23 protein-coding genes are annotated in these 24,022 nt (G+C 54.5%); 10 read left to right on the top strand and 13 right to left on the bottom strand.

What is annotated here, in order from left to right; translation table 11 throughout:
* Positions 1-16 precede the first annotated feature (16 nt).
* Positions 17-565: a phosphodiesterase gene (yfcE, locus tag G506_RS0110225; RefSeq protein WP_028116780.1), complete on the top strand. Its 549-nt coding sequence runs from the start codon at positions 17-19 to the stop codon at positions 563-565.
* Positions 562-1,137 (top strand): VOC family protein, encoded by a 576-nt coding sequence (locus G506_RS0110220; protein ID WP_028116779.1) that lies wholly within the window; start codon positions 562-564, stop codon positions 1,135-1,137. The genes yfcE and G506_RS0110220 overlap by 4 nt, the downstream gene beginning before the upstream one ends.
* Before the next feature lie 15 nt (positions 1,138-1,152).
* On the opposite strand, the gene G506_RS0110215 is transcribed toward G506_RS0110220, so the two are convergent.
* Together G506_RS0110215 and G506_RS0110210 are read right to left on the bottom strand one after the other, a co-directional pair.
* Entirely contained in the window at positions 1,153-2,298 is a 1,146-nt protein-coding gene (locus tag G506_RS0110215) for a MalY/PatB family protein (RefSeq protein WP_051202047.1), read from the bottom strand.
* Positions 2,299-2,333: 35 nt separating this feature from the next.
* Complete coding sequence (locus tag G506_RS0110210; RefSeq protein WP_028116777.1) at positions 2,334-3,137, bottom strand: M23 family metallopeptidase; 804 nt, start codon at positions 3,135-3,137, stop codon at positions 2,334-2,336.
* An 84-nt stretch (positions 3,138-3,221) separates the two neighbouring features.
* On the opposite strand from G506_RS0110210, the gene G506_RS0110205 reads away from it, so the two are divergent.
* The gene (locus G506_RS0110205; protein WP_028116776.1) at positions 3,222-4,568 is read left to right on the top strand and encodes a dihydroorotase; all 1,347 of its coding nucleotides are present in this window, start codon (positions 3,222-3,224) and stop codon (positions 4,566-4,568) included.
* A 70-nt stretch (positions 4,569-4,638) separates the two neighbouring features.
* Here the strand turns inward: G506_RS0110205 and G506_RS0110195 are convergent, their stop codons facing one another.
* From G506_RS0110195 to G506_RS20930, 9 genes are all read right to left on the bottom strand, one after another.
* Positions 4,639-4,977 carry a hypothetical protein gene (locus G506_RS0110195; protein ID WP_156904866.1) on the bottom strand — a complete coding sequence of 113 codons (339 nt, stop codon included), beginning with the start codon at positions 4,975-4,977 and terminating at the stop codon, positions 4,639-4,641.
* Complete coding sequence (locus G506_RS19450; protein ID WP_051202046.1) at positions 4,974-5,885, bottom strand: precorrin-2 dehydrogenase/sirohydrochlorin ferrochelatase family protein; 912 nt, start codon at positions 5,883-5,885, stop codon at positions 4,974-4,976. The genes G506_RS0110195 and G506_RS19450 overlap by 4 nt, the downstream gene beginning before the upstream one ends.
* A gap of 83 nt (positions 5,886-5,968) precedes the next feature.
* Positions 5,969-6,274, bottom strand: a complete 306-nt coding sequence (locus G506_RS0110185) for a putative signal transducing protein (RefSeq protein WP_028116774.1) — start codon at positions 6,272-6,274, stop codon at positions 5,969-5,971.
* A gap of 89 nt (positions 6,275-6,363) precedes the next feature.
* Positions 6,364-7,308, bottom strand: coding sequence for a protein translocase subunit SecF (secF, locus tag G506_RS0110180; RefSeq protein ID WP_028116773.1), 945 nt, complete (start codon positions 7,306-7,308; stop codon positions 6,364-6,366).
* 10 nt (positions 7,309-7,318) lie between these two features.
* Positions 7,319-9,166 (bottom strand): protein translocase subunit SecD, encoded by a 1,848-nt coding sequence (gene secD / locus G506_RS0110175; RefSeq protein ID WP_028116772.1) that lies wholly within the window; start codon positions 9,164-9,166, stop codon positions 7,319-7,321.
* 35 nt (positions 9,167-9,201) lie between these two features.
* Positions 9,202-9,525 (bottom strand): preprotein translocase subunit YajC, encoded by a 324-nt coding sequence (yajC, locus tag G506_RS0110170; RefSeq protein WP_028116771.1) that lies wholly within the window; start codon positions 9,523-9,525, stop codon positions 9,202-9,204.
* A gap of 31 nt (positions 9,526-9,556) precedes the next feature.
* Entirely contained in the window at positions 9,557-10,681 is a 1,125-nt protein-coding gene (tgt, locus tag G506_RS0110165) for a tRNA guanosine(34) transglycosylase Tgt (RefSeq protein ID WP_028116770.1), read from the bottom strand.
* A 134-nt stretch (positions 10,682-10,815) separates the two neighbouring features.
* Positions 10,816-11,877: a tRNA preQ1(34) S-adenosylmethionine ribosyltransferase-isomerase QueA gene (queA, locus tag G506_RS0110160; RefSeq protein ID WP_028116769.1), complete on the bottom strand. Its 1,062-nt coding sequence runs from the start codon at positions 11,875-11,877 to the stop codon at positions 10,816-10,818.
* A 66-nt stretch (positions 11,878-11,943) separates the two neighbouring features.
* Complete coding sequence (locus tag G506_RS20930) at positions 11,944-12,126, bottom strand: hypothetical protein (protein ID WP_028116768.1); 183 nt, start codon at positions 12,124-12,126, stop codon at positions 11,944-11,946.
* A gap of 36 nt (positions 12,127-12,162) precedes the next feature.
* Between G506_RS20930 and G506_RS19445 the strand changes: the two genes are divergently transcribed.
* On the top strand, positions 12,163-12,750 hold the full coding sequence (locus tag G506_RS19445; protein WP_051202045.1) for an acyl carrier protein phosphodiesterase: 588 nt from the start codon (positions 12,163-12,165) through the stop codon (positions 12,748-12,750).
* A 91-nt stretch (positions 12,751-12,841) separates the two neighbouring features.
* Here the strand turns inward: G506_RS19445 and G506_RS0110145 are convergent, their stop codons facing one another.
* Together G506_RS0110145 and aceB are read right to left on the bottom strand one after the other, a co-directional pair.
* Positions 12,842-14,440 carry an isocitrate lyase gene (locus tag G506_RS0110145; RefSeq protein ID WP_028116767.1) on the bottom strand — a complete coding sequence of 533 codons (1,599 nt, stop codon included), beginning with the start codon at positions 14,438-14,440 and terminating at the stop codon, positions 12,842-12,844.
* A gap of 23 nt (positions 14,441-14,463) precedes the next feature.
* Positions 14,464-16,080, bottom strand: a complete 1,617-nt coding sequence (aceB, locus tag G506_RS0110140; protein WP_028116766.1) for a malate synthase A — start codon at positions 16,078-16,080, stop codon at positions 14,464-14,466.
* A gap of 815 nt (positions 16,081-16,895) precedes the next feature.
* On the opposite strand from aceB, the gene arrA reads away from it, so the two are divergent.
* The 6 genes from arrA (at position 16,896) to G506_RS0110110 (ending at position 23,978) form a co-directional block, all read left to right on the top strand.
* Complete coding sequence (arrA, locus tag G506_RS0110135) at positions 16,896-19,463, top strand: arsenate respiratory reductase molybdopterin-containing subunit ArrA (RefSeq protein ID WP_028116765.1); 2,568 nt, start codon at positions 16,896-16,898, stop codon at positions 19,461-19,463.
* A 16-nt stretch (positions 19,464-19,479) separates the two neighbouring features.
* Positions 19,480-20,181, top strand: coding sequence for a 4Fe-4S dicluster domain-containing protein (locus G506_RS0110130; RefSeq protein WP_028116764.1), 702 nt, complete (start codon positions 19,480-19,482; stop codon positions 20,179-20,181).
* Between the two features lie 153 nt (positions 20,182-20,334).
* The gene (locus G506_RS0110125; protein ID WP_028116763.1) at positions 20,335-21,033 is read left to right on the top strand and encodes a spondin domain-containing protein; all 699 of its coding nucleotides are present in this window, start codon (positions 20,335-20,337) and stop codon (positions 21,031-21,033) included.
* A 12-nt stretch (positions 21,034-21,045) separates the two neighbouring features.
* Entirely contained in the window at positions 21,046-21,759 is a 714-nt protein-coding gene (locus G506_RS0110120) for a spondin domain-containing protein (RefSeq protein WP_028116762.1), read from the top strand.
* 46 nt (positions 21,760-21,805) lie between these two features.
* Entirely contained in the window at positions 21,806-22,507 is a 702-nt protein-coding gene (locus G506_RS0110115; RefSeq protein ID WP_028116761.1) for a response regulator transcription factor, read from the top strand.
* Positions 22,488-23,978, top strand: coding sequence for a sensor histidine kinase (locus G506_RS0110110; RefSeq protein ID WP_169628097.1), 1,491 nt, complete (start codon positions 22,488-22,490; stop codon positions 23,976-23,978). The genes G506_RS0110115 and G506_RS0110110 overlap by 20 nt, the downstream gene beginning before the upstream one ends.
* The last annotated feature ends 44 nt before the right edge of the window (positions 23,979-24,022 follow it).

Here is a 24,022-nt window from a genome sequence, read left to right as displayed (position 1 = left end):
GCTGTCGTTACTCTCCATGCTAATAATTTCCGATATTCACGGCTGTCGTCCAGCACTAGAGCAAGCCTTGGCTTGGTTTGACCGGCTTGAGTGCAGCACCTTGTTGGTGCTGGGCGATCTGCTCAACCACGGCCCACGCAATCCCATTCCTGAAGGTTATGACCCACAAGGGGTAGCTGCACTTCTGAACCAATACGCCGATCGCATTATTGCGGTTCGTGGCAATTGCGACTCCGAGGTCGATCAGATGCTGTGTGACTTCCCGCTGCTGGCGGAATACAACTGGCTGCTGGTCGATAACAAGCGCTTGTGCTTAACCCACGGCCACCTGCTAGGCCCCAACCAACTGCCGCCGCTGCGCGCAGGTGAAGGGATCATCTATGGCCACACCCATCTGCCACAAGCGCAGTGGTTAGCGGGCAAATTGCACTTTAATCCCGGTTCCATTACTGGCCCGAAAAACGGCCACCCCGCCAGCTTCGGTTACTTTGATGGCCAGCAATTTCAAGTTCTTGAGTTATCATCCGGGCAACCAATCGCCACCGCCCTTTGGAGCCAGTCATGAATTACCAACAGTTGATGGAGCAACTGCCACAGTTTGCTGACGCCGCCACCCAGCTCGCCGACCGCCTAGGTCTGGTGCGAGCCCGCTTACACGCCGATCACATCGCCTTACGGCTAACCAACTTGGCCGACGCCGAGGCGATCAAAAGTGAACTGCTTGGCCATGGCAAGCTGCTGTCTGAGAAACAGATTAATGGCCGCCCGATTCTGCTTATCCAGTTAGACACCCCGATTCAGGTTGGCCCTTGGGCGATAGATCTGATTGAGTTGCCGTTTCCCGACGGCAAAAAGCGCCGCGATGGTTGGGAGCATGTCGAATTGGTGCTGCCGTGCGGCGCAACCGACAAAGCGCAGATGCTTGATGCCGTGCGGCAGCTACCGGCGATCATTGCCAAATGGCCGGTATTAAGTGATGGCAGCATCGGTATCGAGATGAAAAGCAGTTGCCCTAAAGGCGACGATGAACCGGTGACCAATCCCACCGTGGCGTTTCGCTACGATGGCGTCACCGTCAAAATCCACCCATGGGATATTCGTCAGGTTCTTGGCCTGATGCCGATTGCAGCCGCCTAAGATCTCGGTCTAAGCTCAGCGGTATGCCGCAATAGCCCGTTTAAAGCGGGCTATTCCCTCTTGCAGCGTCAGTTCCGGACAGGCGAAGTTCAATCGCGCAAAGCCCGCCATGCCAAACTCACTGCCATCGGATACCCCAAGGCCAAACTCACGCAGCACCTTAGCCGGACTATCCCAACCAAGCGCCCGACAATCAAACCACGCGAGATAGGTCGCTTGCGGGATTATCAGCCGTACCTGTTGTTGATCCGCGAAGGCTTGTCGCAGCAGTTCACGGTTGTGCTGCAAGGTTTCAAGCAACTCCTCCAGCCACGACTCGCCGTGCTGCCAAGCGGCTTTGCTGGCGGTCATTGCCAGTACATTCGGTGCCGGTGCAAAACCAGCAAGGGCTCGTTGCAGGCGTCGACGCCAGTCGTTGTTGCTGACGTGGGCGAAGGCAAACGGCAGCCCAGCGATATTGAACGCCTTGCCAGCAGCAAACAGCGTTAGCACTCGCTCAGCCAATTGCGGCACCGCTTTGGCCAGCGGCAGGTGACGCTGGCCATCAAAAATCAGATCCCCATGAATATCATCGCTGACCACCCAAGCGTCATAGCGCAAAATCAGCGCCGCCAACTGCTGATATTCATCAAGGCTAAAGGTACGGCCAATGGGATTTTGTGGACAACAGAGCAGCACCACCTTGGCGCCCAGCTTAAGCTGGGTTTCTAGCTCGGCCAGATCCCAACCATGCTCGGCACTGACGGCAAAGGTGCCGCCTTCAAGACCAAGATGTTCGGCCACCTTAGCAATCGGCCCGTAGACCGGATTAGGCCAGGCCAGACGCTTAGGTTCAGCCAAGGCGCGAACCGCAAAGTTAAGTCCCGGCACCACCGCCGGTAATGCCACCAGATGCTTCGGGTTAACTTGCCAATCCCAGCGTTTACTAAGCCAGCTGACCGCAGCGTCAAGCAGCGCTTGATCGACCTCGGCATAGCCATACAACGGGTGCCCGGTGCGCGCGGCAATCGCCGCCTGAATCGCCGGCGCGATAGCGAAGTCCATATCCGCGACCCACATCGGCAGCACCTTGGCGTCAAAGCGGTTCCATTTCAGGCTGTCGCCATGATGACGATCAATCAGCGTTTGAAATGGCGACAGTTGCAGCTCTAGCTCGGTCATATCCCTATTACCTCTTCTTATGGTTGTTCGCGCGGCTAACGTGGCATCGCCGGCACCAGCAAACTGGGATCAACGCGCTCACTAAACCAGTTCATGCGCCAGTCTAGGTGCGGCCCTGTTGAACGCCCAGTCGAGCCAACTTGCGCGACCACCTGCCCCTGTTCTACCACATCTCCGGGTTTAACCAACATCCGGCTTAGGTGCAAAAAGGTTGAACTGACGCCATGGCCGTGATCAATGATTACCGTATTGCCAGAGTAAAACATATCTTCGGTTAAGGTAACGATCCCCGCCGCTGGCGCCACTACCTCAGTGCCGCTAGGCGCAGCAATATCGATGCCGAAGTGTGGGCTTTTCGGCTCACCGTTGTAGATCCGCTGACTGCCGTAAACCCCAGTGATCCGCCCTTGCAGCGGCCAGATAAAATCTTGTTGCCACGCGGTGCTTGATTCAAATCTGGCCCGCGCTGCTCTTGCCAGTTTGGCATCGCGCTGAGCCCGTGCCACGTCGTCTGGGTTAGGTTGCATAATCCGCTTAGCGATCCCCTCGATTCGTTGGATCCGGTATTCGCGAGGGCGAAGCTCAATGGTTTCAATCCGCCGCTGACCATCGGCGCTGGTGATCGCTAACTGCTGAGTCAGCTCGGCATCTCGGCCAAAACCAATCACAAACTGGCCATCATCAGCCACCGTTACCGCTTGCCCATTAAGTTGGATGGTTTCTCCCACCGCCGCTTGACCACGCAGCAAGCTACCTTGAGTTAAGGCACCACGCAGCTCCACGGCCGATGCAGAAAATGCCAAGCAGATCAGCGAACAAGCCGACAACAACCGAACCATCTAAGGTCTCCTTTGGATGGGAAAATTACTGTTAAGCGCGTATTATTAGCACCGCCCTATCCGTCAGAACAAGATATAAAAGCCATGACTACTACCTTGATCAGTAACGCTGAAATTCTCAACGAAGGGATCCGTCAAAGCGGCGATCTGCTTATTAAAAATGGCCGCATCGAACAGATCGGTGGCCAGATCAGTGCCCCAGCCGGCGCTGAAGTCATTGATGCCAACGGCAAGTTGTTGATCCCAGGGATGATTGACGACCAAGTACACTTCCGTGAGCCAGGCCTAACTCAAAAGGGCAGCATGGCCACCGAGTCCCGCGCCGCGGTGGCTGGTGGCATCACCTCCTTTATGGAGATGCCCAACGTTAACCCACAGACCACCAACGTCGAAGCGCTGGAAGCCAAGTTCGCTCGCGCTGCAGAGGTATCGGTCGCCAACCACAGCTTCTACCTTGGCGCGACCAACGACAACTTGGAAGTGATTAAGTCGCTGGATCCTAACGCCGCTTGTGGCATCAAAATCTTTATGGGCGCCTCTACAGGTAACATGCTGGTGGACAACGAAGAGACCCTAGCGGGGATCTTCGCCAACGCCCCAATCCCAGTGGCGACCCACTGTGAAGACAGCCCGATGATCGCCGCTAACGAAGCCGCCGCTCGCGCCAAGTACGGCGAAGCGGTACCGATGCAACTGCACGGCGAAATTCGCTCTCGTGAGGCTTGCATCAAGTCCACCAAAACCGCGATTGAGCTGGCCACCAAGTACGGCACTCGTCTGCACGTACTGCACATCTCTACCGCCGAAGAGTTGGCGCTGTTCCAAGCCGGTAAGAAACTGGCGGATCTGAAAGGCGCCAACATCACCGCCGAGGCGTGTGTTCATCACCTGTTCTACAGCGATGCTGATTACCTGACGCTGGGCAGCCAAATTAAGTGCAACCCATCAGTGAAAACCGAACGAGACCGTTTGGCGCTGCTGGACGCGGTGCGTCGTGACATCATCGACATCATCGCCACCGACCACGCGCCGCACACTTGGGAAGAGAAACAGGGCACTTATTTCAAAGCGCCATCGGGGGTGCCGCTGGTGCAGCACGCGCTGCAGTCGCTGTTTGAACACTACCACTGTGGCGCTTTGAGCCTGGAGACCATCGTCCAAAAAACCAGCCACGCGGTGGCCGAGCGCTTTAATCTGAAAGAGCGTGGCTATCTGCGCGAAGGTTATCACGCCGACTTGGTGCTGGTGGATCTGAACCAGCCATACCGGGTTACTAAAGACAACCTGTTGTACAAGTGCCAGTGGTCATCGTTTGAAAACACCACCCTACGCAGCAGCATCGCTTCTACTTGGGTAGGTGGCCATCGAGTGTTTGATGGCGTTACCGCTAGCACCGCTAACGTCGGTCAGCGCCTGACCTTTAACCGTTAAGGCGCCAACCCGCTAAAGCGCAAAGAGCACCGCAAGGTGCTCTTTTTGTTTGTCCAGCTTGCGGCTTGGATTAACCGCCGTGGCCGAGGCCATACATCGACAGCAGGGTAAATGCGCTGATGCCAATAACCGCGGCGATCTGCCCCCAACGCTGCTGATGGTTAACCAAGCCAACAATCGCCAGCAGCGCACTAAGGCCGCTGGCCAGCGCTGCCGGCCAACCGTAAATGGTCACCAACAAGGGGATGCCAATGACGCTAAACAGCAAGGCTATCGGCAATCCGACTGGCACCAACATCAGCGCCATGATACCAACCTCGCTAAACAGGCCGATCACCGTCGCTATGCCAAGCAACGACGCCAGTGCCAAGACGATGGTTTTTATTCCCGCAGGATAAATCCGCTTCATAACGGTTGGTAGGGATCTCGTGGGGTTATCTGCTGCTGTGAAAGACGCTCAATCAGCACCGGATAGTCCGCTTCGCTGGTCACCAACAACAGTTGTTCACCCTGTTGCAGCCAGTGACTGAGTTGGGTCAACTTCAAGCCACTTAGGCGTTCGATACTGGCATCACGGCGCACCAGATCCGCCATCATCGGCGCTAAATCATCGGTAATAACCCTATCCAACCGTTGCAGTTCGGCCATCGCCGCTATGGGCAGCAGCGCCGGATCGCGCCCTTGGTGAGTTAACCACAGTTGACCACTGCTGCTGACGCCAGCCAACGCTTGAGTTAGCAGTTGCTCACTGCGCTCGGTCAAGGCCAAGCCATTACGCTCGATAAAGCGCTCCCACACGCCACGGGGATTGTCATTGGCGGTCATCACTCGCTGGCGCTGTTCACCAATAAACTGAGCCAATTTTCCTAAGCTGCGCGGCAGTCGCGCCTCAAGATAGCCCCGTAAAGTACGCACTAACACCGGCGCACTGCCTTCACTGCCAATAGCAATCACCATCGGGCTACGATCAACAATCGCAGGGGTGATCACACTGCACAACTGTGGTTGATCGACCACATTAACCCACAACCCCAGCGCCTTGGCTTCGCGGGCAATCGCCCGATTCAATTCGCCATCGTCGGTGGCGGCGATCACCCCTTGCTTGCCTTGTAGCATCTCTGGGCTGTAGTACTTGCTAACCAACGTCAGATTGGGGTTGTGCAGATCGACAATGGCATCAACCCAAGTGGGGGAAACAGCTTCAAGTCGCGCTTCAGTACGGCTCCATAACGCCAGCTTGCGAGCGGCTACTTCGCCGCCGCCAACCACCAAGATGTGCAGATTATGAGTATCGTGAAATAGCGGAAAATAACGCATCGGAACGACTCCTACAGCAGCGTTAATGATGATCGATTGGGGATCTGGGCAAGCGAAACATTGGCAACAGAGATAAACCCACCTTAGGCCTGCGGCTCACTGCCGCAACGCCAACAGACCTCAAAGTGGCCGTCATTTTGCTCTCCGCATACGCATTGCCATGGCGCCAGATTTTGCTGGTATTGGGTAAGTACCTGCTGCGCCGAACTGAGCTGACACTGCTGGACCAACAAGCGGATCTGTTGGCTGTCAACCGGCAATTCACCAGCGGCGCCCCCCAGTGCCTCGCCAAGCAATCGCACCGGCACCCCTTGCTGTTCGAGCAACCCTTTAAGGGCATTGGCTTCCAGAGCGTTGCCGGCTCGAAAGAGTTCTACGTAGCTGTCCATCCGCTACCTCTCCTTACTGCTTAACATCCGGATAACAAAAAGCCACCCCGAGGGGTGGCTTGTCAAGTATAAATCACGTTAGTGGCTGATTAAGGCAAGATGGCGTCTTGATCCGCGCCCTCTTTCTCAATCACCACTGGCATCATGTGCTCTTTGCAGATCCCCAGTTTGATCGCCGCGAAACTGGCCACATAAACCGACGAGTAGGTACCAACACCAATACCCAATAGCAACGCCGAAGCGAAGCCGTGGATCATCGCGCCGCCCAATAGGAACAGCGACACCACCACAAACAGGGTGGTGCTGGTGGTGATGATGGTACGGCTCATGGTTTGGGTCACAGAGACGTTAACGATGTGCTCTGGGCTGCCTTTACGCATCTTGATGAAGTTCTCACGAACTCGGTCAAATACCACGATGGTATCGTTCAACGAGTAACCCACTACCGCCAGTACCGCGGCCAGTACGGTCAGATCGAACTCCAACTGGAAGAATGAGAACACCCCCAGTGTCACGATAACGTCGTGGGCCAGTGCTAGCACCGAACCGGTCGCTAAGCGCCACTCAAAACGAAACGCAACGTACACCAAGATACACAGCATCGCCGCTAGAACCGCCAGACCGCCCTGCTCGGTCAACTCTTGACCGACCTGTGGACCAACGAACTCTACCCGTTTGATCTGGGCGTCAGTCGCCAGCGCCTTGGCCGCGGTTTCCACCTGAGTAACCAGCGCATTGCCTTCACCCATCTTTGGTGGCACCCGCACCAGAATGTCGCGAGCGCTACCAAACTGCTGCACGACCGCACCATTGATGCCGTTGCTTTCTAGCGACTTACGCACATCCGCCGGTGAGGTTGGCTGGTTATAGGCGATCTCCACCACGGTACCGCCAGTGAAGTCGAGACCCCAGTTCATGCCCTTAGTGGCCATACTGACGATCGAACCAATCACCAGTACCACTGACAGCAGTACCACCCATTTGGCGTGCTTAAGGAAGTCGACGGTGTTGTTAAGACTTAAAATCTGAAACATGATTACTTCCTTAGATATCCAGCTTCTTCAGGCGTTTACCGCCCCAAATCGCGTTAACGATGGCGCGGGTAACGACGATAGAGGTGAACATCGAAGTGGCAATACCGATCATCAGCGTTACCGCAAAGCCTTTCACCGGACCAGTACCCACCGAGAACAGAATCAAGGCGGTAATCAAGGTAGTGATGTTGGCATCAGCAATGGTCGACAGGGCGTTGGCATAGCCTTCGTTGATCGCCTGCTGAACGCTGCGACCGCCCAGAAGTTCTTCACGAATACGCTCGAAAATCAGGACGTTACCATCCACCGCCATACCGATGGTCAGAACGATACCGGCAATCCCCGGCATGGTCAGGGTCGCCCCTGGGATCATCGACATAATGCCGATCATCAGCACCACGTTACCGGCCAATGCCACCACCGAAACCACACCGAACTTGCGGTAGTAGATCGCCATAAACAGCACTACCGCCAGCATGCCGTACATCAATGCCGCTTTACCGTTGTCGATATTTTCTTGACCCAAAGATGGGCCAATGGTGCGTTCTTGGACGATGGTGATTGGCGCAATCAGCGCACCGGCACGCAGCAGCATCGCTAGGTTACGCGCTTCGGCAGGACTATCGATACCGGTGATCTGGAACGAACGACCCAGACGCGCCTGAATGGTAGCAACGTTGATCACTTCCTCAATCTTATCGAACTTCGGACGACCTTCTGCATCACGCTCGCCAGTGGCCTTGTATTCGATAAACACGGTCGCCATACCTTTACCAATCTTGTCTTTGGTAAAGTCAGCCATCTTGTTACCACCAACGGCATCCAAATCGATGCTCACATTTGGACGGCTGTCTTCTGGGTTAAACCCAGATTGCGCGCCAGTGATGTGATCACCGGTCAGAATTACCGCTTGCTTCAGGATCACCGGCTGACCATCACGATCTTGGTAGAGCTTGGCATCTGGCGGCACAATGCCACGCAGCGCTGCAGCAACGTCGGCGTTTTCCGCTAACTCGCGGAACTCCAGAGTCGCGGTCGCACCCAGAATCTCTTTGGCGCGGGCGGTGTCTTGAATACCAGGCAGTTCCACCGTGATGCGATCAGCACCCTGGCGCTGAACTACCGGCTCGGCCACCCCAAGTTCGTTTACACGGTTACGCAAAATGGTGATGTTTTGCGATAGCGCGTACTCTTTAACTTCTTTGAGGTACTGCTCAGTAAAGCTGGCAACAAAAGCGGTGCTATCACGTTCGGTAAACACCAAGTTCTGGTTGTTCTGCTTCAAGTAGGCCAACGCTTTGCTGGCTACCTCGGCATCGCGAAAACGCACTTCTACGCCAGTTGGCGCGATCCGTACCGATGAGTAACGCAGGCGCTGCTCACGCAGTTGCGCACGAAAATCGGTGACAATCTGCTCTTGCTGCTTGTTGATCGCCTCGCCCATGTCAACTTCCATCAGGAAGTTAACCCCGCCGCGAAGGTCAAGACCCAGCTTCATCGGGCTGCCGCCAACCGCTTTCAGCCAATCCGGAGTGGCTGGCGCCAGATTGATGGCAACGGTGTAATCGTCACCCAATGCGTCTTTTACCAACTCCTTTGCACGGCTCTGATCTTCGACGTTGTTGAAGCGCACTTCAATTAGGCCGTTTTCCATCACCAAGTTTTTGCTATCAATGTCAGCCTCGGTCAGCGCGTCCCGCACCTGATCCACAGTCGAGGTCGACAAAGTTGCATTCCGTCCTGCAGAGATCTGCAGCGCCGGATCTTCCCCATACACGTTGGGCAAGGCATACAGCAAACCCACAGAGATCATTAAGATCACCAGCAGGTTTTTCCACATCGGGTATTTATTCAACACACCGCTGCCCCTTCTTCAATTTATCGTTATTGCGATTACAGCGACTGAATTGAGCCTTTCGGCAGAACTGCAGTGATGAAATCTTTCTTCAGGGTCACTTCGGTGCTGTCGTTCAGAGCCAGTACCACGTAATCGCTGTCAGCGGTTACTTTGGTCACTTTACCCAGCAGACCGCCAGAGGTCAGCACTTCGTCGCCTTTAGCCAGCGCTTCAACCAAGCTCTTGTGTTCTTTTACACGCTTGTTCTGCGGGCGCAGAATCATGAAGTAGAACACCAGACCAAAAATGGCCAGCATAAACAGTGGCTCTAAACCACCCATTGGAGCACCTTCAGCGGCGTAAGCGTTTGCGATAAACATAATCGAGCTTCTCTCTTATTTTATTGATGAATTAATCGTTCAGCGGCGGCACTTCGCGGCCGAGTTTGGCGTAAAAGTCGGCAACAAAGTCGTCCAACTTACCCTGCTCAATTGCACTGCGCAAACCTTCCATAACGCGCTGATAATAACGCAAATTGTGAATGGTATTGAGACGCGCACCTAAGATTTCATTGCACTTGTCCAAGTGGTGCAAATATGCGCGGGAATAGTGCTTACAGGTGTAGCAATCACAGCCCTGCTCTAGCGGCGAGACATCGTCACGGTGCTTGGCGTTACGGATCTTAATTACGCCTTCGGCAGTGAACAGGTGACCATTACGGGCGTTACGGGTTGGCATTACGCAGTCGAACATATCGACGCCACGACGCACCCCTTCCACCAGATCTTCTGGCTTACCAACACCCATCAGGTAGCGCGGTTTGTCTTCAGGGATCTTCGGGCAGATGTGCTCCAGAATGCGGTGCATATCCTCTTTAGGCTCACCCACAGCCAAACCACCAACAGCGTAACCATCGAAGCCGATGTTCATCAGGCCTTCTAAGGATTCATCACGCAGGTGCTCGTAAACGCCACCTTGGATAATGCCGAACAGATTGTTTGGGTTTTGCAGACGATCGAACTCATCGCGAGAGCGCTGCGCCCAACGCAGAGACATCCGCATTGAGGTTGCCGCTTCCTCTTCGGTCGCAGGGTACGGGGTACACTCGTCGAAGATCATCACGATGTCGGAGCCCAAGTAGTATTGGATCTCCATCGATTTTTCTGGGTCTAGGAAGATTTTGTCGCCGTTAATTGGGTGACGGAAGTGCACCCCGGCTTCAGTGATCTTACGGATGTGACCCAAGCTGAATACTTGGAAGCCGCCGGAATCGGTCAAAATCGGCTTATGCCAGTTCATAAAACCGTGCAGATCACCGTGCTTCTGCATCACTTCGTTACCCGGACGCAGCCACAGGTGGAAGGTGTTGCCCAAGCAGATCTGAGCGCCAGTAGCCTCAACCTCTTCTGGGGTCATGCCTTTAACGGTGCCGTAAGTACCCACTGGCATAAATGCCGGGGTCTCTACCACGCCACGTTCAAAGGTCAAACGGCCACGACGGGCGCGGCCATCGGTGCCTAACAGGTCAAATTTCATTTTCATAGTTACACTCTCTCACCAGAGAAACAGTCCAGTGATGGCAAAGTCTAGCGTTTAACGCTGGGGTTTAACGCTAGATGGGGACAGACAGCGGTCACTTCAACCGCCGCCCAACAAAGCATTAGCCGATGTTAGATCTCGCTATCATCTTCGTCACGGCGAGTGACAAACATCGCATCGCCGTAGCTGTAGAAGCGGTAGCCCTGAGCGATCGCGTGCTGATAAGCGTTCATGGTGTGGTCTTGGCCAGCAAACGCTGACACCAACATGATCAGCGTTGATTCCGGCAGATGGAAATTGGTCACCATCGCATCAACGATGTGAAAGCGTTTACCTGGGTAGAGGAAGATCGAGGTCTCAGAGGCAAACGGTGCCAGTTGTTCACCGTGCTTGCGCGCTTCGGCAGCAGCCGATTCCAGCGAACGCACTGACGTAGTACCCACCGCCACCACGCGACCGCCATTGGCTTTGGTGCGGAAGATGGCGTCCACCACCGCTTGGTCAACTTCGGCGTATTCCGAGTGCATGTGGTGATCTTCAATCTTATCCACGCGCACCGGCTGAAAGGTGCCGGCACCGACGTGCAAGGTCACGTAGGCGATCTCAACCCCTTTGGCTTTCAGCGCCGCCAGCATCTCATCGTCGAAGTGCAGCCCCGCAGTTGGCGCGGCAACGGCACCTGGGCGTTTGTTATAGACGGTTTGGTAGCGTTCACGATCGGCCCCCTCATCTGGACGGTCGATGTAAGGTGGCAGTGGCATATGGCCAATGCGATCGAGAATGTTAAGCACGGTGTCATCACCATCAAAGGCGATCTCAAACAACGCATCATGACGCTGCACCATCGTGGCGGTGACACCTTCATCGAACTGCAGTTGGTTGCCCGGTTTCGGGGATTTTGAGCTGCGTACATGCGCCAGCACGCGCTTGTTATCCAGTACTCGCTCCACCAACATCTCAAACTTACCGCCAGAGGCTTTTTGGCCATAAACCCGAGCTGGGATCACGCGAGTGTTGTTGAACACCATCAGATCACCATCGTGCAGCTGTTCCAACAGATCGGCAAACTGACCATCGACCAATTTGCCGCTGTTGCCATCGAGCCGCAGCAAACGAGAGGCACGGCGTTCAGCGGTTGGGTAACGAGCGATCAATTCGTCAGGTAGATCAAAAGAGAAATCAGCAACTAGCATCAACAACTCACAAAGCCTTCTATAGCGGGGGCAACATTGTAAATGAGCCCCCGTCAGTTGCAAGTTTCAGCCCGGTTCGGTAGTGGTGGTTTTTGGCTTGGTTGACGGCAAACTTTGTAACGAGCGGTGATAGGCGCTGGGCACAGGTTGTAATTCAAAGTGAAGTTGCAGCTGTTTCGCCTTGTTGGCTGGCGCTGGCGCCGACGACAGTCTTGCGCTCTGCTGGCGCTGATGTGGATTCGTTGCCATGATCTCCTCCTTGAGATTGACGATGTAAGGCCGCTGATGAACTTCCTCTGTCACTTCTATGTGGCCGATAAAACCAATACCGATTTTGCCGGTGCCATCGCTGCCGATTTTGTCCGCGGTTCTCTGGCCCATTGGCCGGAACCGCTGCGTACCGGCATGCAACTGCATCGCCAAGTCGATGGCTGGGTAGATCATCACCCGTTAACGCTGGCGCTAAAGCAGCAGTTTGCTAGTGAACACCGCCGAGTTGCCGGGATCTTACTGGATATGGCATTTGATCACTGCTTAGCAAAACAGTTTCAACGATGGCACCCGCTCTCACTTAGTCAGTTCAGTGAAAAATGCTACCGAAGTTTGCAAGATAGTGAGCATCTGCCTGAAAAGCTCCAACATTTATCCCCACGGATCGCCGCCGAAAACTGGCTTATGCAATATCGCCAGCCGGCCAATATCAACCTGGCGCTAACGAGAATTGCCTTGCGGCTTAAACAGCCACAACGGCTAGTCAATGCAATTGATGAGATCTGGCGACTGCAGGGGCAGATCAGCACCAGTTTTGACCAGCTACTGCCTGACATTGTCGAACGCGGGCAACGTTGGGTCGCCAACAAGCCAGTAACATAAAAAAGGGCTAACCCGAGGGTTAGCCCAAAACGCATGTCACACACGACACGGCGGGAACAGTTGCCCAAGCAATAGCGTGGGCTGATTTGGCTTAGCCGAACTGGTTCATGGTGTTATCACTGCCAGCGGCTTTCAGGGCAGCATCACCAGAGAAGTACTCTTTGTGGTCATCACCCATGTCAGAACCTGCCATGTTCTGATGCTTAACGCAGGCAATTGACTGACGGATCTCTTGCCGTTGAACGTTCTTGACGTAACCCAGCATCCCTTGCTCGCCAAAGTACTCCTTGGCAAGGTTGTCGGTTGACAGTGCCGCGGTGTGGTAGGTTGGCAAAGTGATTAGGTGGTGGAAAATACCGGCTTCTCGAGCCGCATCGGCTTGGAAGGTGCGGATCTTCTCATCCGCTTCAACCGCAAGATCAGTAGCGTCGTAATCAACGCTCATCAGCTTGGCGCGATCGTACGCCGACACATCTTTACCTGCCTCTTGCCACGCATCAAACACCTGCTGACGGAAGTTTAAGGTCCAGTTAAAGGATGGGCTGTTGTTGTAAACCAGTTTGGCGTTCGGCACCACTTCACGAATGCGGTTGACCATCGCGGCAATTTGGCCAACGTGGGGCTTCTCGGTTTCAATCCACAACAGATCGGCGCCATTTTGCAGTGAGGTAATGCAATCCAATACCACTCGATCTTCACCGGTGCCTTTGCGGAACTGGAACAGGTTGGAAGGCAGGCGCTTAGGCTTCAGCAATTTGCCGTTGGCTTTGATCACCACATCGCCGTTGGCGATGTCATCGGCGCTGTCGATGTAATCGCCATCAAGGAAGCTGTTGTATTGATCGCCCAGATCGCCCGGCTCGTTGGTAATCGCGATCTGTTTGGTAAGCCCTGCACCCAGTGAATCGGTACGAGCGACAATCACACCATTATCAACGCCGAGCTCCAAGAAGGCGTAACGCACGGCGCGGATCTTGGCGAGGAAATCCTCATGAGGCACCGTCACCTTGCCATCTTGGTGACCACACTGCTTCTCATCAGACACTTGGTTTTCAATCTGAATACAGCAGGCGCCGGCTTCAATCATCTTTTTCGCCAGCAGATAGGTCGCTTCTTCGTTACCAAAACCGGCATCAATGTCGGCGACAATCGGCACAATATGGGTTTGATGATTGTCGATTGCAGCTTGGATTTCCGCTTGCTTAGCGCTGTCACCAGCAGCACGGGCCGCATCCAACTGGCGGAACAAGCCACCCAGTTCACGGGCGTCTGCTTGGCGCAGGAAGGTGTACAACTCTTCAATCAACGACGCCACTGAGGTCTTCTCATGCATCGACTGATCCGGCAGCGGCCCAAACTCACTGCGCAGCGCTGCGACCATCCAACCGGACAGGTACAGGTAGCGCCGGTCGGTGCTGTTAAAGTGCTTCTTAATCGAGATCAGCTTCTGTTGACCAATAAAGCCATGCCAGCAGCCCAACGATTGGGTGTACTGCGACGGATCGTTGTCGTAACGGGCCATATCAGCACGCATGATATCGGCGGTGTAGCGGGCGATATCAAGGCCGGTCTTAAACTTATTCTGGGCCTTCATTCGCGCCGCAAATTCTGGGTTAATGGCATTCCATGCCGAACCCATTGAGCCAATCAAATTGGCGGCTGAATCGATGTCTGATTTATAGGTAGACATTATTTACTCCTTTAAACGATGACTTAAGCGACCGTCTGGCGGGTCAGAATTTGGTAACCGGGCAACGTGAGAAAATCACTCAGTTGCTCGGCACTGGTAAGGCTGCGGAACAGTTCGGCGGCTTCATCAAAGCGACCGCCATCAAAGCGGGTCTGACCGAGCTCTTGTCGAACCACGGCTAGCTCTTGCTCGAGCATCTGTTCAAATAGCGCCACGGTCACCAGTTGGCCGTTATCCAGATGGGTACCGTGCTTGATCCACTGCCAAATTGAGGCGCGGGAGATCTCGGCGGTGGCGGCATCTTCCATCAAACCGTAGATCGGCACACAACCATTACCGGAGATCCACGCTTCGATGTATTGCACCGCGATACGAATGTTGGCGCGCATCCCCACTTCGGTCGCTTGGCCATCACACGGCGCCAGCAGATCGGCGGCGGTGATCGGCGCATCCTCGCTGCGGCTGATGGCCATCTGGTTAGGACTGTCGCCAAAGTATTGATTCATTACCGCCATGGCGGTATCCGCTAACCCCGGGTGGGCAACCCAAGTGCCATCATGGCCGTTCTTCGCCTCCAGCTCTTTATCCGCCTGCACCTTGGTTAGCACCGCTTGCTGCTTAGCGGGATCTTTGGCGGGAATAAACGCCGCCATACCACCCATCGCCAAGGCGCCGCGGTTGTGGCAGGTCTTAATCAACAATCGTGAGTAAGCGCTTAGGAACGGCTTGTCCATGGTCACTACTTGGCGATCCGGCAATACCCGATCGGGATGATTCCGCAGGGTTTTGATGTAGCTGAAAATGTAATCCCAACGGCCGCAGTTGAGGCCAACGATGTTGTTGCGCAGTTCGTAGAGGATCTCATCCATCTCGAACACCGCCGGTAGGGTTTCAATCAGGCACGTCACTTTAATGGTGCCTGGCTGCAAACCGAAACGCTCTTCGGTGTAAGCAAACAGATCGGCCCACCAACGTGCCTCTAGATGGCTTTGTAACTTGGGGATATAGAAGTAAGGCCCAGTGCCTTGTTCGAGGAGCGTCTGATGGTTGTGGAAGAAGTACAATGCAAAGTCGACGAGCGCGCCGGTGATTGGCTTGCCTTGCCAATGCAGGTGCACCTCATCCAGATGCAAACCACGAACTCGAGCGATCAGCACCGCCGGATCCTCGCATAACTGATACTGCTTGCCGGTTTCGGGGTGAGTAAAGTCAATCTGTCGGCGGATGGCATCACGCAGGTTAGCTTGCCCTTGCACCACCTTATCCCACGCCGGCGCCAACGAATCCTCGAAATCCGCCATAAACACTTTGACGTCGGCGTTTAAAGCGTTAATCACCATCTTGCGTTCAACCGGTCCGGTGATCTCCACTCGACGGTCTTGCAGATCCGCCGGAATGCCAAGGATCTGCCAATCGCCCTGGCGAATGTGGGCGGTTTCCGGCAAAAAGTCTGGCAACTTGCCCGCGTCAATCTGTGCCTGACGTTCACGCCGCAGTTCCAATAATTGCTCACGTCGGCTTTGGAATTGGCTCGCCAACTCAGCAATAAGTGTTAATGCCTCGGCGGTCAAAATCGCGCTGGACTCAGGCTGTTCCGGCCCAATGATGTCGATGTGATCAGCACCTAATGGATTACTCATCGGATCTCCCCTTAATCGAACTTTCAGTTGTAACTAAAAAACTTCCAGCGGCGCCAACATCCATTACGCCTAATTCGCTGAGTAAACTGTAGCCTTAAAACTGCAACATCGAACAAACAAAATCAACATTCAAATAAACAAGCGTTTATAACTTTAAGCTATCTGCATGTTTCAAAAGAGAAATACCAAACCAACTTACGCTGAGTATTTACTTAAAACAAACGTTTCATTGAATTGGTCAGTTGGTAAAACCGATTCACTAAATAGCGTTTTTTTATTACGTAACAATATTACACTTGGTCGCAGACTTGACTTGGTTGTTTTATTAACAATGACTACCAGAAGTAATTAAAAAGCGGTCGCTATGTTTAGGATTACCAGTGCGTTAAGCCTAAATGCGTTAAAATTCATTGACTCCGATATTTCCTGCAACGAACAACGCGCTGCGTATGTTTGATTTTGACGTTAACGTCAACTTTTCACTGCACCATCAACAAGATTCCAGTTTGGTTTTAAAAAGACAGCAAATCGCTGCCAGCGCGACCAGCGTAGTCCCTAGCGTGTCAATTCAACCACCTCAGTGACAACGATTTGATTGTCAGCGTCAGCACCATAGGCAATCCCCTCAACCATCCATCCCCCCATTCGATGAGACCGCATTCACAGCAGACCGCACTTTTGTCGAACTACCCACAAATTGGTAATGACGCCATTCAATGGCAATGAAGATGCGAAACAGCGCACAGACAAAATAACTCGCGACTTTATTGTTATGTGATTATTTGGATAAACGCATGTACAAATGAGGTTCCGTGATGTCATCGTTACAACCATCCGTTAACCATAGCCGCCGACGCTTTTTGCGCGCATCTGCGACCAGTGCGGCACTGGCTGGGATCACCGGCAGTTTGGTGTTAACCCCTCTCGCTGAAGCCATGGCCGCCAACCTACCCAAAATCGATCTGCGCACCGGCACTGGCCAATGGCACCCGACTACTTGTCAGGGCTGCACCTCCTGGTGTGCCAAGCAGGTGTACGTCATGGATGGCCGCGCCATCAAAGTCCGTGGTAACCCGCACTCCAAAATTCACGATACCGCCAGTTGCCCTCGTCAGCTGCTAGGGTTGCAACAGGTCTACGATCCGGATCGGCTCACAATGCCGATGATCCGCACTAACCCGAACAAAGGGCGCGATCAAGATCCACAGTTCCTGCCAATCAGTTGGGATGACGCGATGGGCTTGTTGGCCGATAAGATCATCGCTTTGCGCAACAATGGTGAAAGCCATAAATACGCTCTGCTGCGTGGCCGTTACTCAATCTTAAACGATCTGCTGTACAGCAAGATGACCAGCATGATCGGCTCCCCCAACAACATCTCTCACTCCGCCACCTGTGCCGAAGCCCACAAGATGGGGCCGTACTTTATGGACGGCAACTGGGGCTACAACCAATACGACGTTAAAAACAGCAAGTACATTTTGAGCTTTGGTGCCGATCCAATTGGGTCTAACCGCCAGGTAAGCTTTTACTCCAGCGCCTGGGGGGAAACCCTAGACCGCGCCAAAGTGGTGGTGGTTGATCCGCGACTGTCTGCTTCAGCGGCAAAAGCCCATAAATGGGTACCAATTGAAACCGGCCAAGATAGCGCTTTAGCCCTGGCTATTGCTCACCACGCCTTAGTGAAAGGCCTATGGCATAAGCCGTTTGTGGGTGACTTTAACGACGGCAACAATCGTTTCGTGGCCGGCCAGCAGGTGGATCCACAACTGTTCAGCGAAAAGCACACCTACGGCTTGGTACAGTGGTGGAACTTAGCGCTAAAAGACAACACCCCAGAATGGGCTGAACAATACGTTGGCATTAGCGCCGCGGAGATCCGCACCATCGCCGAAGAAATGGGCGCCGCAGCGCCAGCAGTACAGGTGTGGACTGCCCGTGGTTCAGTGATGCAGGTGCGCGGTACCTACACCTCGTTGGCTTGTCACGCCCTTAACGGTTTATTTGGTGGTATCGACAATAAAGGCGGCTTGTTCCCTTACAACAAAGCACCGTTAAACAAATCATTTCCAGCGCCGACCGATTACATGGATGCGATTGCCAAAGCCGGTGTTAAGCATGAAAAGATCGATCAACGTGGTCGCCTAACCTTCCCTGCCCTGAAAAAAGGCAAATCCGGCGGCGGCGTAGTCACCAACAACGTGGCCGACGCCATTCTCGCCAGCGATCCGTACGACATCAAAGTGATGGTCTCGTACTTCAACAACTTTGCCTTCTCGACCCCAGAATGTCAGCGCTGGGAAAAAGCCTTGGCCAAAGTTGAATTTATGGCCCACGTCACCACCCACATCAGTGAGTCCAGCTGGTTTGCCGATCTGCTGCTGCCCGCCAGCCACCATATGTTTGAAAAGTGGGGGGTATTGTCTGCCGCCGGTAACGGGGTTAGCCACGTGTCGTTGCAAAAGCCAATGATCAAACGCCTGCACGACAGTCGCCAAGATGAATCGGAAGTGCCGTACCTGCTGGCACAGAAACTGGCTGAGCGTGGCTTTGATCTGCCATGGCGTTACATCAACGAAATGCTGCTGGACCCAGAAACCGGCAAGCCAGCCAAAGACATTAGCGAGTTCCCAGAACTGCTGACCAAATACGTGACCGCCCCACTGTGGCATCAAGATGCCTCTAAGTACGGTGAAAAGTGCAGTGGCTGGCAAGAGTTCCAAGACAAAGGGGTTTGGAACAGCCACTCATACCAGTATCAGTCTCGCTGGGGTAAATACAAAACCGTCACCGGCAAATTTGAATTTTTCTCCAAGACCTTAGAAAAGGCGCTGGTAGGCCATGCTGACAAGCATAAGGTGGACGTCAATACCGTGGTTACCGCCTGTGAATACAGCGGAATCGATCAGCTTGCCTTTGTGCCGCACTACCAAGCGCCAGTGCGCGATGGCGATGCCAAAACCTACCCGCTGCTGCTGGTGGATCAAAAATCGCGCTTAAACCACGAAGGCCGCTCTGCTAACTCGCCGTGGTACTACGAGTTTAAAGATATCGATCCCGGCGATGAGGCATTCCAAGATGTCGCTAAGCTCAACCCGATTGATGGCCACAAGTTGGGTCTAAAAGATGGCGACCGCATTCGTTTAGTCAGCCCAGTCGGTGCCATTGAATGCACCGCTAAGCTATGGGAGGGGGTTCGTCCAGGTTCCGTGGCCAAGTGCTTTGGTCAAGGCCACTGGGCCTATGGCCGTCATGCCGCCGAACTGTTTGGTAAGGTTGCCCGCGGTGGCAACAACAACGAACTGATCTCAACTCGTTATGATCGTTTCAGTGGTGCATCGGCGTTCTACGGCCACATTCGCATCCGCGTCGAAAAAGTTTAATTAGAGGATCACCACAATGAAATTTGGCATGGTCATCGATCTGCAAAAATGCGTGGGTTGCGGCGCTTGTAACCTTGGCTGTAAAGCAGAAAACAACACCCCAGAAGGGATCAATTGGTCCCATCATAAGACCGAAACCGTCGGTAAATTTCCGAAGGTAAGCTACCACTACACCCCAACCCTGTGTAACCACTGCGATAACGCCGCCTGCGTTAACGTCTGTCCGAAACAGGCAATGTACAAAGCCGATAACGGCTTAACCCTGCACGATCCAGACAAATGCATCGGCTGCATGAAATGCGTGCGCGCCTGCCCTTATGGGGTGATTGGCTACAACAAGCAGGTTCCACATCGGCACTGGCAAGACGACCAACCACTGGCAGCGGGGTTGAGCTCTGGCCACGAGCTGTTGCAAAAAACCGGCGCGAAAAGCTCGCCCCATGAAAACCCAGAGCGCGCTGACAGCTACCCGCTGGCGCGCCGCCGTCGTACCGCCGAGAAGTGCACCGGCTGTGATCATCGCCAAGCGGTTGGCCTTCAGCCTGCTTGTGTTGAAAACTGCCCGTCTGGCGCGCGGATGATTGGCGATCTCAGCGATCCCAACAGCGAGATCAACCGCCTGATCAAACTGCACAACGCGAAAGTGCTGCAGCCAGAAGCGGGTACCAAGCCAAACGTCTACTACATTCGCAGCTTCTCACTGCTGAATCAGTCGTAAGCCGCCTGAATCTTGCAAACCACGCCGCTAGCATCCCGCTGGCGGCGTTTTTATTGGCCGTGATAAAAACGTGACAAGTTCGTGAAAGGGGCTTGATAAAGCCGCCCTAGTCTCTTTGGTGACAGCACTTATCGTCATCACCAGGAGACCGTTATGAACCTTAAACCGCTGCTGCTCACTGGCCTTATCGCCAGCACCCCAATTGCCCACGCGGCCACCGTCGATTTCACCCTGACCAATCTCACCCAAGGGATCTACTTCACGCCGTTGCTGATCACCGCCCATGACGCCCAGTACCAGTTGTTTAATGTTGGCCAAGCCGCCAGCGACGAACTGGCGGCGATGGCCGAAGGCGGCAGCATCGATGGTCTAGTAACCATTGCCGACAGCATCAGTGCGATTTCGGTCGCGAACCCTGCTGGCGGGTTATTACCACCGGCACAAAGCACCAGCGGCCAAATGAGCCTAGATGGCGACTACGTGCTGTCGGTCACCGCCATGGTACTGCCCAGTAACGATGGCTTTGTTGGCCTAAACAGTTGGCCGATCCCATCAGAGCCTGGCAGCTACACCGTTTATCTGAACGCTTATGACGCCGGCACCGAAGCCAACAATGAACTGTTGGTTGACGGCGGTGGTGCTCCAGGAGTTCTAGGGATGCCGGCAATCCCTGGCGGCCTGGGTGGCAGTGGTGGCAGTGGGGTAACCAACGACGAAGCCACTCAAGTGGTGCACATCCACCGCGGCAACTTAGGTGACAGCGACAACAGCGCCGGCAGCAGTGACATCAACAGCCGTGTTCATCGCTGGCTCAATCCGGTGGCGATGCTGACCGTAACCGTATCTGAGTAATGAGGAGGCCCCATGAAACGCATTGCAGCAGTGGCCGCAGCCACTTTGGTGTTAGCCGGCTGTCCGGGAGATAACGACCACGATCCGGTGGTTATCGCCCCAGCACCAGCGCCCAGCGCGCCAATCAGTGCCAGCTACGACATCACCGTTACCAATCTAAGTTACGCCCAACCGATGTCACCACTGGCGGCCTATCTGCATGATGGCTCACTCTCCGGTTGGCAGATTGGCAGTCCCGCCTCAGTCGGACTTGAAGAGTTGGCCGAAGGCGGCAGCCCCGCGGCATTTCTGGCCGAAGCCAACAGCGCCATGGCCAGTGGCAGTGGCGACGGCATTCTGCCGCCGGGGATGAGCCAAACCGTTAGCTTAACGGTCGCCAACGACGAGCCACTCTATCTGACCTTAGCCACCATGCTGGTCAATACCAATGACGCCTTCGCTGGTCGCGCCGCCATTAAGTTGCATCTGGCAATTGGCGAACAACTCAGCGGCATCGCCCCCAGCTATGACGCCGGCACCGAAGCCAACAGTGAACTGGCGGCCACCATTCCCGGTCCCGCCGGTGGCGGTGCCGGCTTTGACAGCAGCCGCGATGACATCGCCGACTACGTTACTCGTCACGGCGGTATTGTCGGCATCGAGGATGGCGCCAGCGATTCCGCCCTGACCCAAGCGCATCGGTTTGATAACCCGGTATTGCATTGGTCTGTAACACGAAGCCAATAACCTCGGTCTGTTGTTTACCACTCGGTAGATAACGTTGCATCGAACCATGGCCAAAGTGTTAGTGATCGAAGACCAAGAAGATATCAATGCGTTGGTAACGCTCAATCTGGAGGCGCTCAACCACCAGATTGAGCGCTGCCACAATGGCCGTGTCGGCTATCACAATGCGCTGTCGCAACAGTTTGATCTGATTGTGCTGGATCTGATGCTGCCAGATATGGATGGCTTAAGTATCTGCCAAGGGCTGCGGCAACAAGGCTGCGCGACCCCGATACTGATGCTGACTGCCCGCAGCAGTGAAATCGACCGCGTAGTGGGATTAGAGTCCGGCGCCGATGACTACCTCACCAAGCCTTTTAGCGTTCGCGAACTGCAGGCTCGGGTCAAAGCGCAACTGCGGCGCAATCAACTGCTGGATCAACGCCAACAGCAAAGCGAGGCAATCACCCATGGTGAGTTGATGTTATGCCCGCAGCGGCGTTTAGCTCAGCTGGCCGATATTGTCCTTAACCTCACCAGCACCGAGTTCGATCTGCTGCTGTATCTGGCCAAGCACCCGGGCCGAGTGTTTAGCCGCGACGAACTGCTGAATCAAGTCTGGGGCTATCAGCACAGCGGCTATCAGCATACCGTCAACTCCCATATCAACCGCTTACGAGCCAAACTGGAGCAAGCCAAACCGAACCAAACCTATGTGCAAACGGTTTGGGGGGTGGGCTACAAATTCAATGATCAACCCAGCCACTGAATCTCGCGGCGGTGTGTCGCTGTTTGCCCGCCTTGCCATCGTGCTACTGGCCAGCTTTCTGCTGTTTGCCACGGTACTGCTGTGTTTAAGCAAGCAGCTTAATGGCAACTACCAAGATGAACTGACTCAACGGCTACATCTGAATCTGGCCCAGCACATCGTGCACGAAGGGCCGCTGTTTATTGATGGCAAGCCCGATCCCGCCGCGGTCGAGCGAGCGTTTCACAATATGATGATCCTCGGTAAAGGGTTCGAATTTTATCTGCTCTCCCCTACCGGCGAATTGCTCAATTTCTCTGCCCCCGCCGATAAAATTCAGCGACAACGGCTGCCGATGACCGCCATCCAGCAATTTCTCGACGGCCACTACCAACTGCCGCTGCGTGGCCCCGATCCCCGCAGTGTGGATCGCAACAAGATCTTCTCGGTTGCCCCTGTCAACATCGATGGCAGTTTGATGGGCTACCTGTATATCGTCATCAATGGCGAGATCTACGACCAGTTAGCGGCATCAATCGCGCCGCAAACCACGGTAAACCAAGCGATGATCTTTGCCAGCAGCAGCGGTGGCTTCCTGTTATTGGCGTTGTTGGGGCTGCTGTTTTGGCTGACCAAACCATTGCAACGACTGGCCAGCGAACTGACCGAACTGAAGCGCAAAGGGTTTAATGGCAGCACCCTGCAACTGACTGACGGCCGCAGCCGTGAACTGAATCAGATCAACGCCGCCTTCAATGCCTTAAGCGATGAACTGCAGCGGCAATACCAGCAGGTCAAAAGCGTGGATGAGATGCGCCGCGAGCTGCTGGCTCATGTTAGCCACGATCTGCGCACCCCATTGGCTGCGCTGCAGGGCTATCTGGAGACGTGGCAGTTAAAACAGCAGCAGGGACAAACGGCCGATCCTCAGTACATCGAGATAGCCCGCCGTAATGCCGATAAAATCTACAAAATGGTTGAGCAATTGATGGAGTTAGCCCGGTTGGAATCGGCGCAAGTGCCGGTGACTATCGAAACCGTGGCGATTGCCGAACTGGTACAAGACGTATTGCAAAAGTACCAAGTGGCCGCCAACGACAAACAGGTGCTGTTGGATGTGCAGCCCAAAGATCCCAACCTGAAAGTAGCCGCCGACATCGAAAAACTTGATCGAGTGTTAACCAACTTAATCGACAATGCCCTGCGCCATTGCCAAGCCGGCGACACCATCAGCGTCCGCATCACCCCCAATCAGCACGATCAGTTGGCGATCATCGTCGGCGACAGCGGCATCGGCATTCCCGCCGCGGATCTGCCGCACATCTTTGACCCGCACTTTAAAGCCGCCAATTCGGTTCGCGGCGACAGCGCCCACAGCGGCTTGGGACTGGCGATCACCAAACGCTTGCTGGCGTTGCAGCAAGCTAATATTGAGGTACGCAGCCAAGTGCAGCAAGGCACCGAATTTGAATTTGCCTTACCACGGGCCTAAGCCAAATTGACAGCTCGCCGCACTGCCGTTAATTGCTGATACGT

It is taken from the genome of Ferrimonas senticii DSM 18821 (assembly GCF_000422665.1).
In the GTDB taxonomy this organism is placed as follows: Bacteria; Pseudomonadota; Gammaproteobacteria; order Enterobacterales; family Shewanellaceae; genus Ferrimonas; species Ferrimonas senticii.
Note: the sequence above shows the minus strand (reverse complement) of the source record. Positions and strands in the feature narration are given on the sequence as shown.

What these genes read in the sequence shown, in the direction of transcription:
- yfcE (WP_028116780.1), top strand. Translation starts at nt 17, where the DNA reads ATGCTAATAATTTCCGATATTCACGGCTGTCGTCCAGCACTAGAGCAA.
- G506_RS0110220 (WP_028116779.1), top strand. Translation starts at nt 562, where the DNA reads ATGAATTACCAACAGTTGATGGAGCAACTGCCACAGTTTGCTGACGCC.
- G506_RS0110215 (WP_051202047.1), bottom strand. Translation starts at nt 2,298, where the DNA reads ATGACCGAGCTAGAGCTGCAACTGTCGCCATTTCAAACGCTGATTGAT.
- G506_RS0110210 (WP_028116777.1), bottom strand. Translation starts at nt 3,137, where the DNA reads ATGGTTCGGTTGTTGTCGGCTTGTTCGCTGATCTGCTTGGCATTTTCT.
- G506_RS0110205 (WP_028116776.1), top strand. Translation starts at nt 3,222, where the DNA reads ATGACTACTACCTTGATCAGTAACGCTGAAATTCTCAACGAAGGGATC.
- G506_RS0110195 (WP_156904866.1), bottom strand. Translation starts at nt 4,977, where the DNA reads ATGAAGCGGATTTATCCTGCGGGAATAAAAACCATCGTCTTGGCACTG.
- G506_RS19450 (WP_051202046.1), bottom strand. Translation starts at nt 5,885, where the DNA reads ATGCGTTATTTTCCGCTATTTCACGATACTCATAATCTGCACATCTTG.
- G506_RS0110185 (WP_028116774.1), bottom strand. Translation starts at nt 6,274, where the DNA reads ATGGACAGCTACGTAGAACTCTTTCGAGCCGGCAACGCTCTGGAAGCC.
- secF (WP_028116773.1), bottom strand. Translation starts at nt 7,308, where the DNA reads ATGTTTCAGATTTTAAGTCTTAACAACACCGTCGACTTCCTTAAGCAC.
- yajC (WP_028116771.1), bottom strand. Translation starts at nt 9,525, where the DNA reads ATGTTTATCGCAAACGCTTACGCCGCTGAAGGTGCTCCAATGGGTGGT.
- tgt (WP_028116770.1), bottom strand. Translation starts at nt 10,681, where the DNA reads ATGAAATTTGACCTGTTAGGCACCGATGGCCGCGCCCGTCGTGGCCGT.
- queA (WP_028116769.1), bottom strand. Translation starts at nt 11,877, where the DNA reads ATGCTAGTTGCTGATTTCTCTTTTGATCTACCTGACGAATTGATCGCT.
- G506_RS20930 (WP_028116768.1), bottom strand. Translation starts at nt 12,126, where the DNA reads ATGGCAACGAATCCACATCAGCGCCAGCAGAGCGCAAGACTGTCGTCG.
- G506_RS19445 (WP_051202045.1), top strand. Translation starts at nt 12,163, where the DNA reads ATGAACTTCCTCTGTCACTTCTATGTGGCCGATAAAACCAATACCGAT.
- G506_RS0110145 (WP_028116767.1), bottom strand. Translation starts at nt 14,440, where the DNA reads ATGTCTACCTATAAATCAGACATCGATTCAGCCGCCAATTTGATTGGC.
- aceB (WP_028116766.1), bottom strand. Translation starts at nt 16,080, where the DNA reads ATGAGTAATCCATTAGGTGCTGATCACATCGACATCATTGGGCCGGAA.
- arrA (WP_028116765.1), top strand. Translation starts at nt 16,896, where the DNA reads ATGTCATCGTTACAACCATCCGTTAACCATAGCCGCCGACGCTTTTTG.
- G506_RS0110130 (WP_028116764.1), top strand. Translation starts at nt 19,480, where the DNA reads ATGAAATTTGGCATGGTCATCGATCTGCAAAAATGCGTGGGTTGCGGC.
- G506_RS0110125 (WP_028116763.1), top strand. Translation starts at nt 20,335, where the DNA reads ATGAACCTTAAACCGCTGCTGCTCACTGGCCTTATCGCCAGCACCCCA.
- G506_RS0110120 (WP_028116762.1), top strand. Translation starts at nt 21,046, where the DNA reads ATGAAACGCATTGCAGCAGTGGCCGCAGCCACTTTGGTGTTAGCCGGC.
- G506_RS0110115 (WP_028116761.1), top strand. Translation starts at nt 21,806, where the DNA reads ATGGCCAAAGTGTTAGTGATCGAAGACCAAGAAGATATCAATGCGTTG.
- G506_RS0110110 (WP_169628097.1), top strand. Translation starts at nt 22,488, where the DNA reads ATGATCAACCCAGCCACTGAATCTCGCGGCGGTGTGTCGCTGTTTGCC.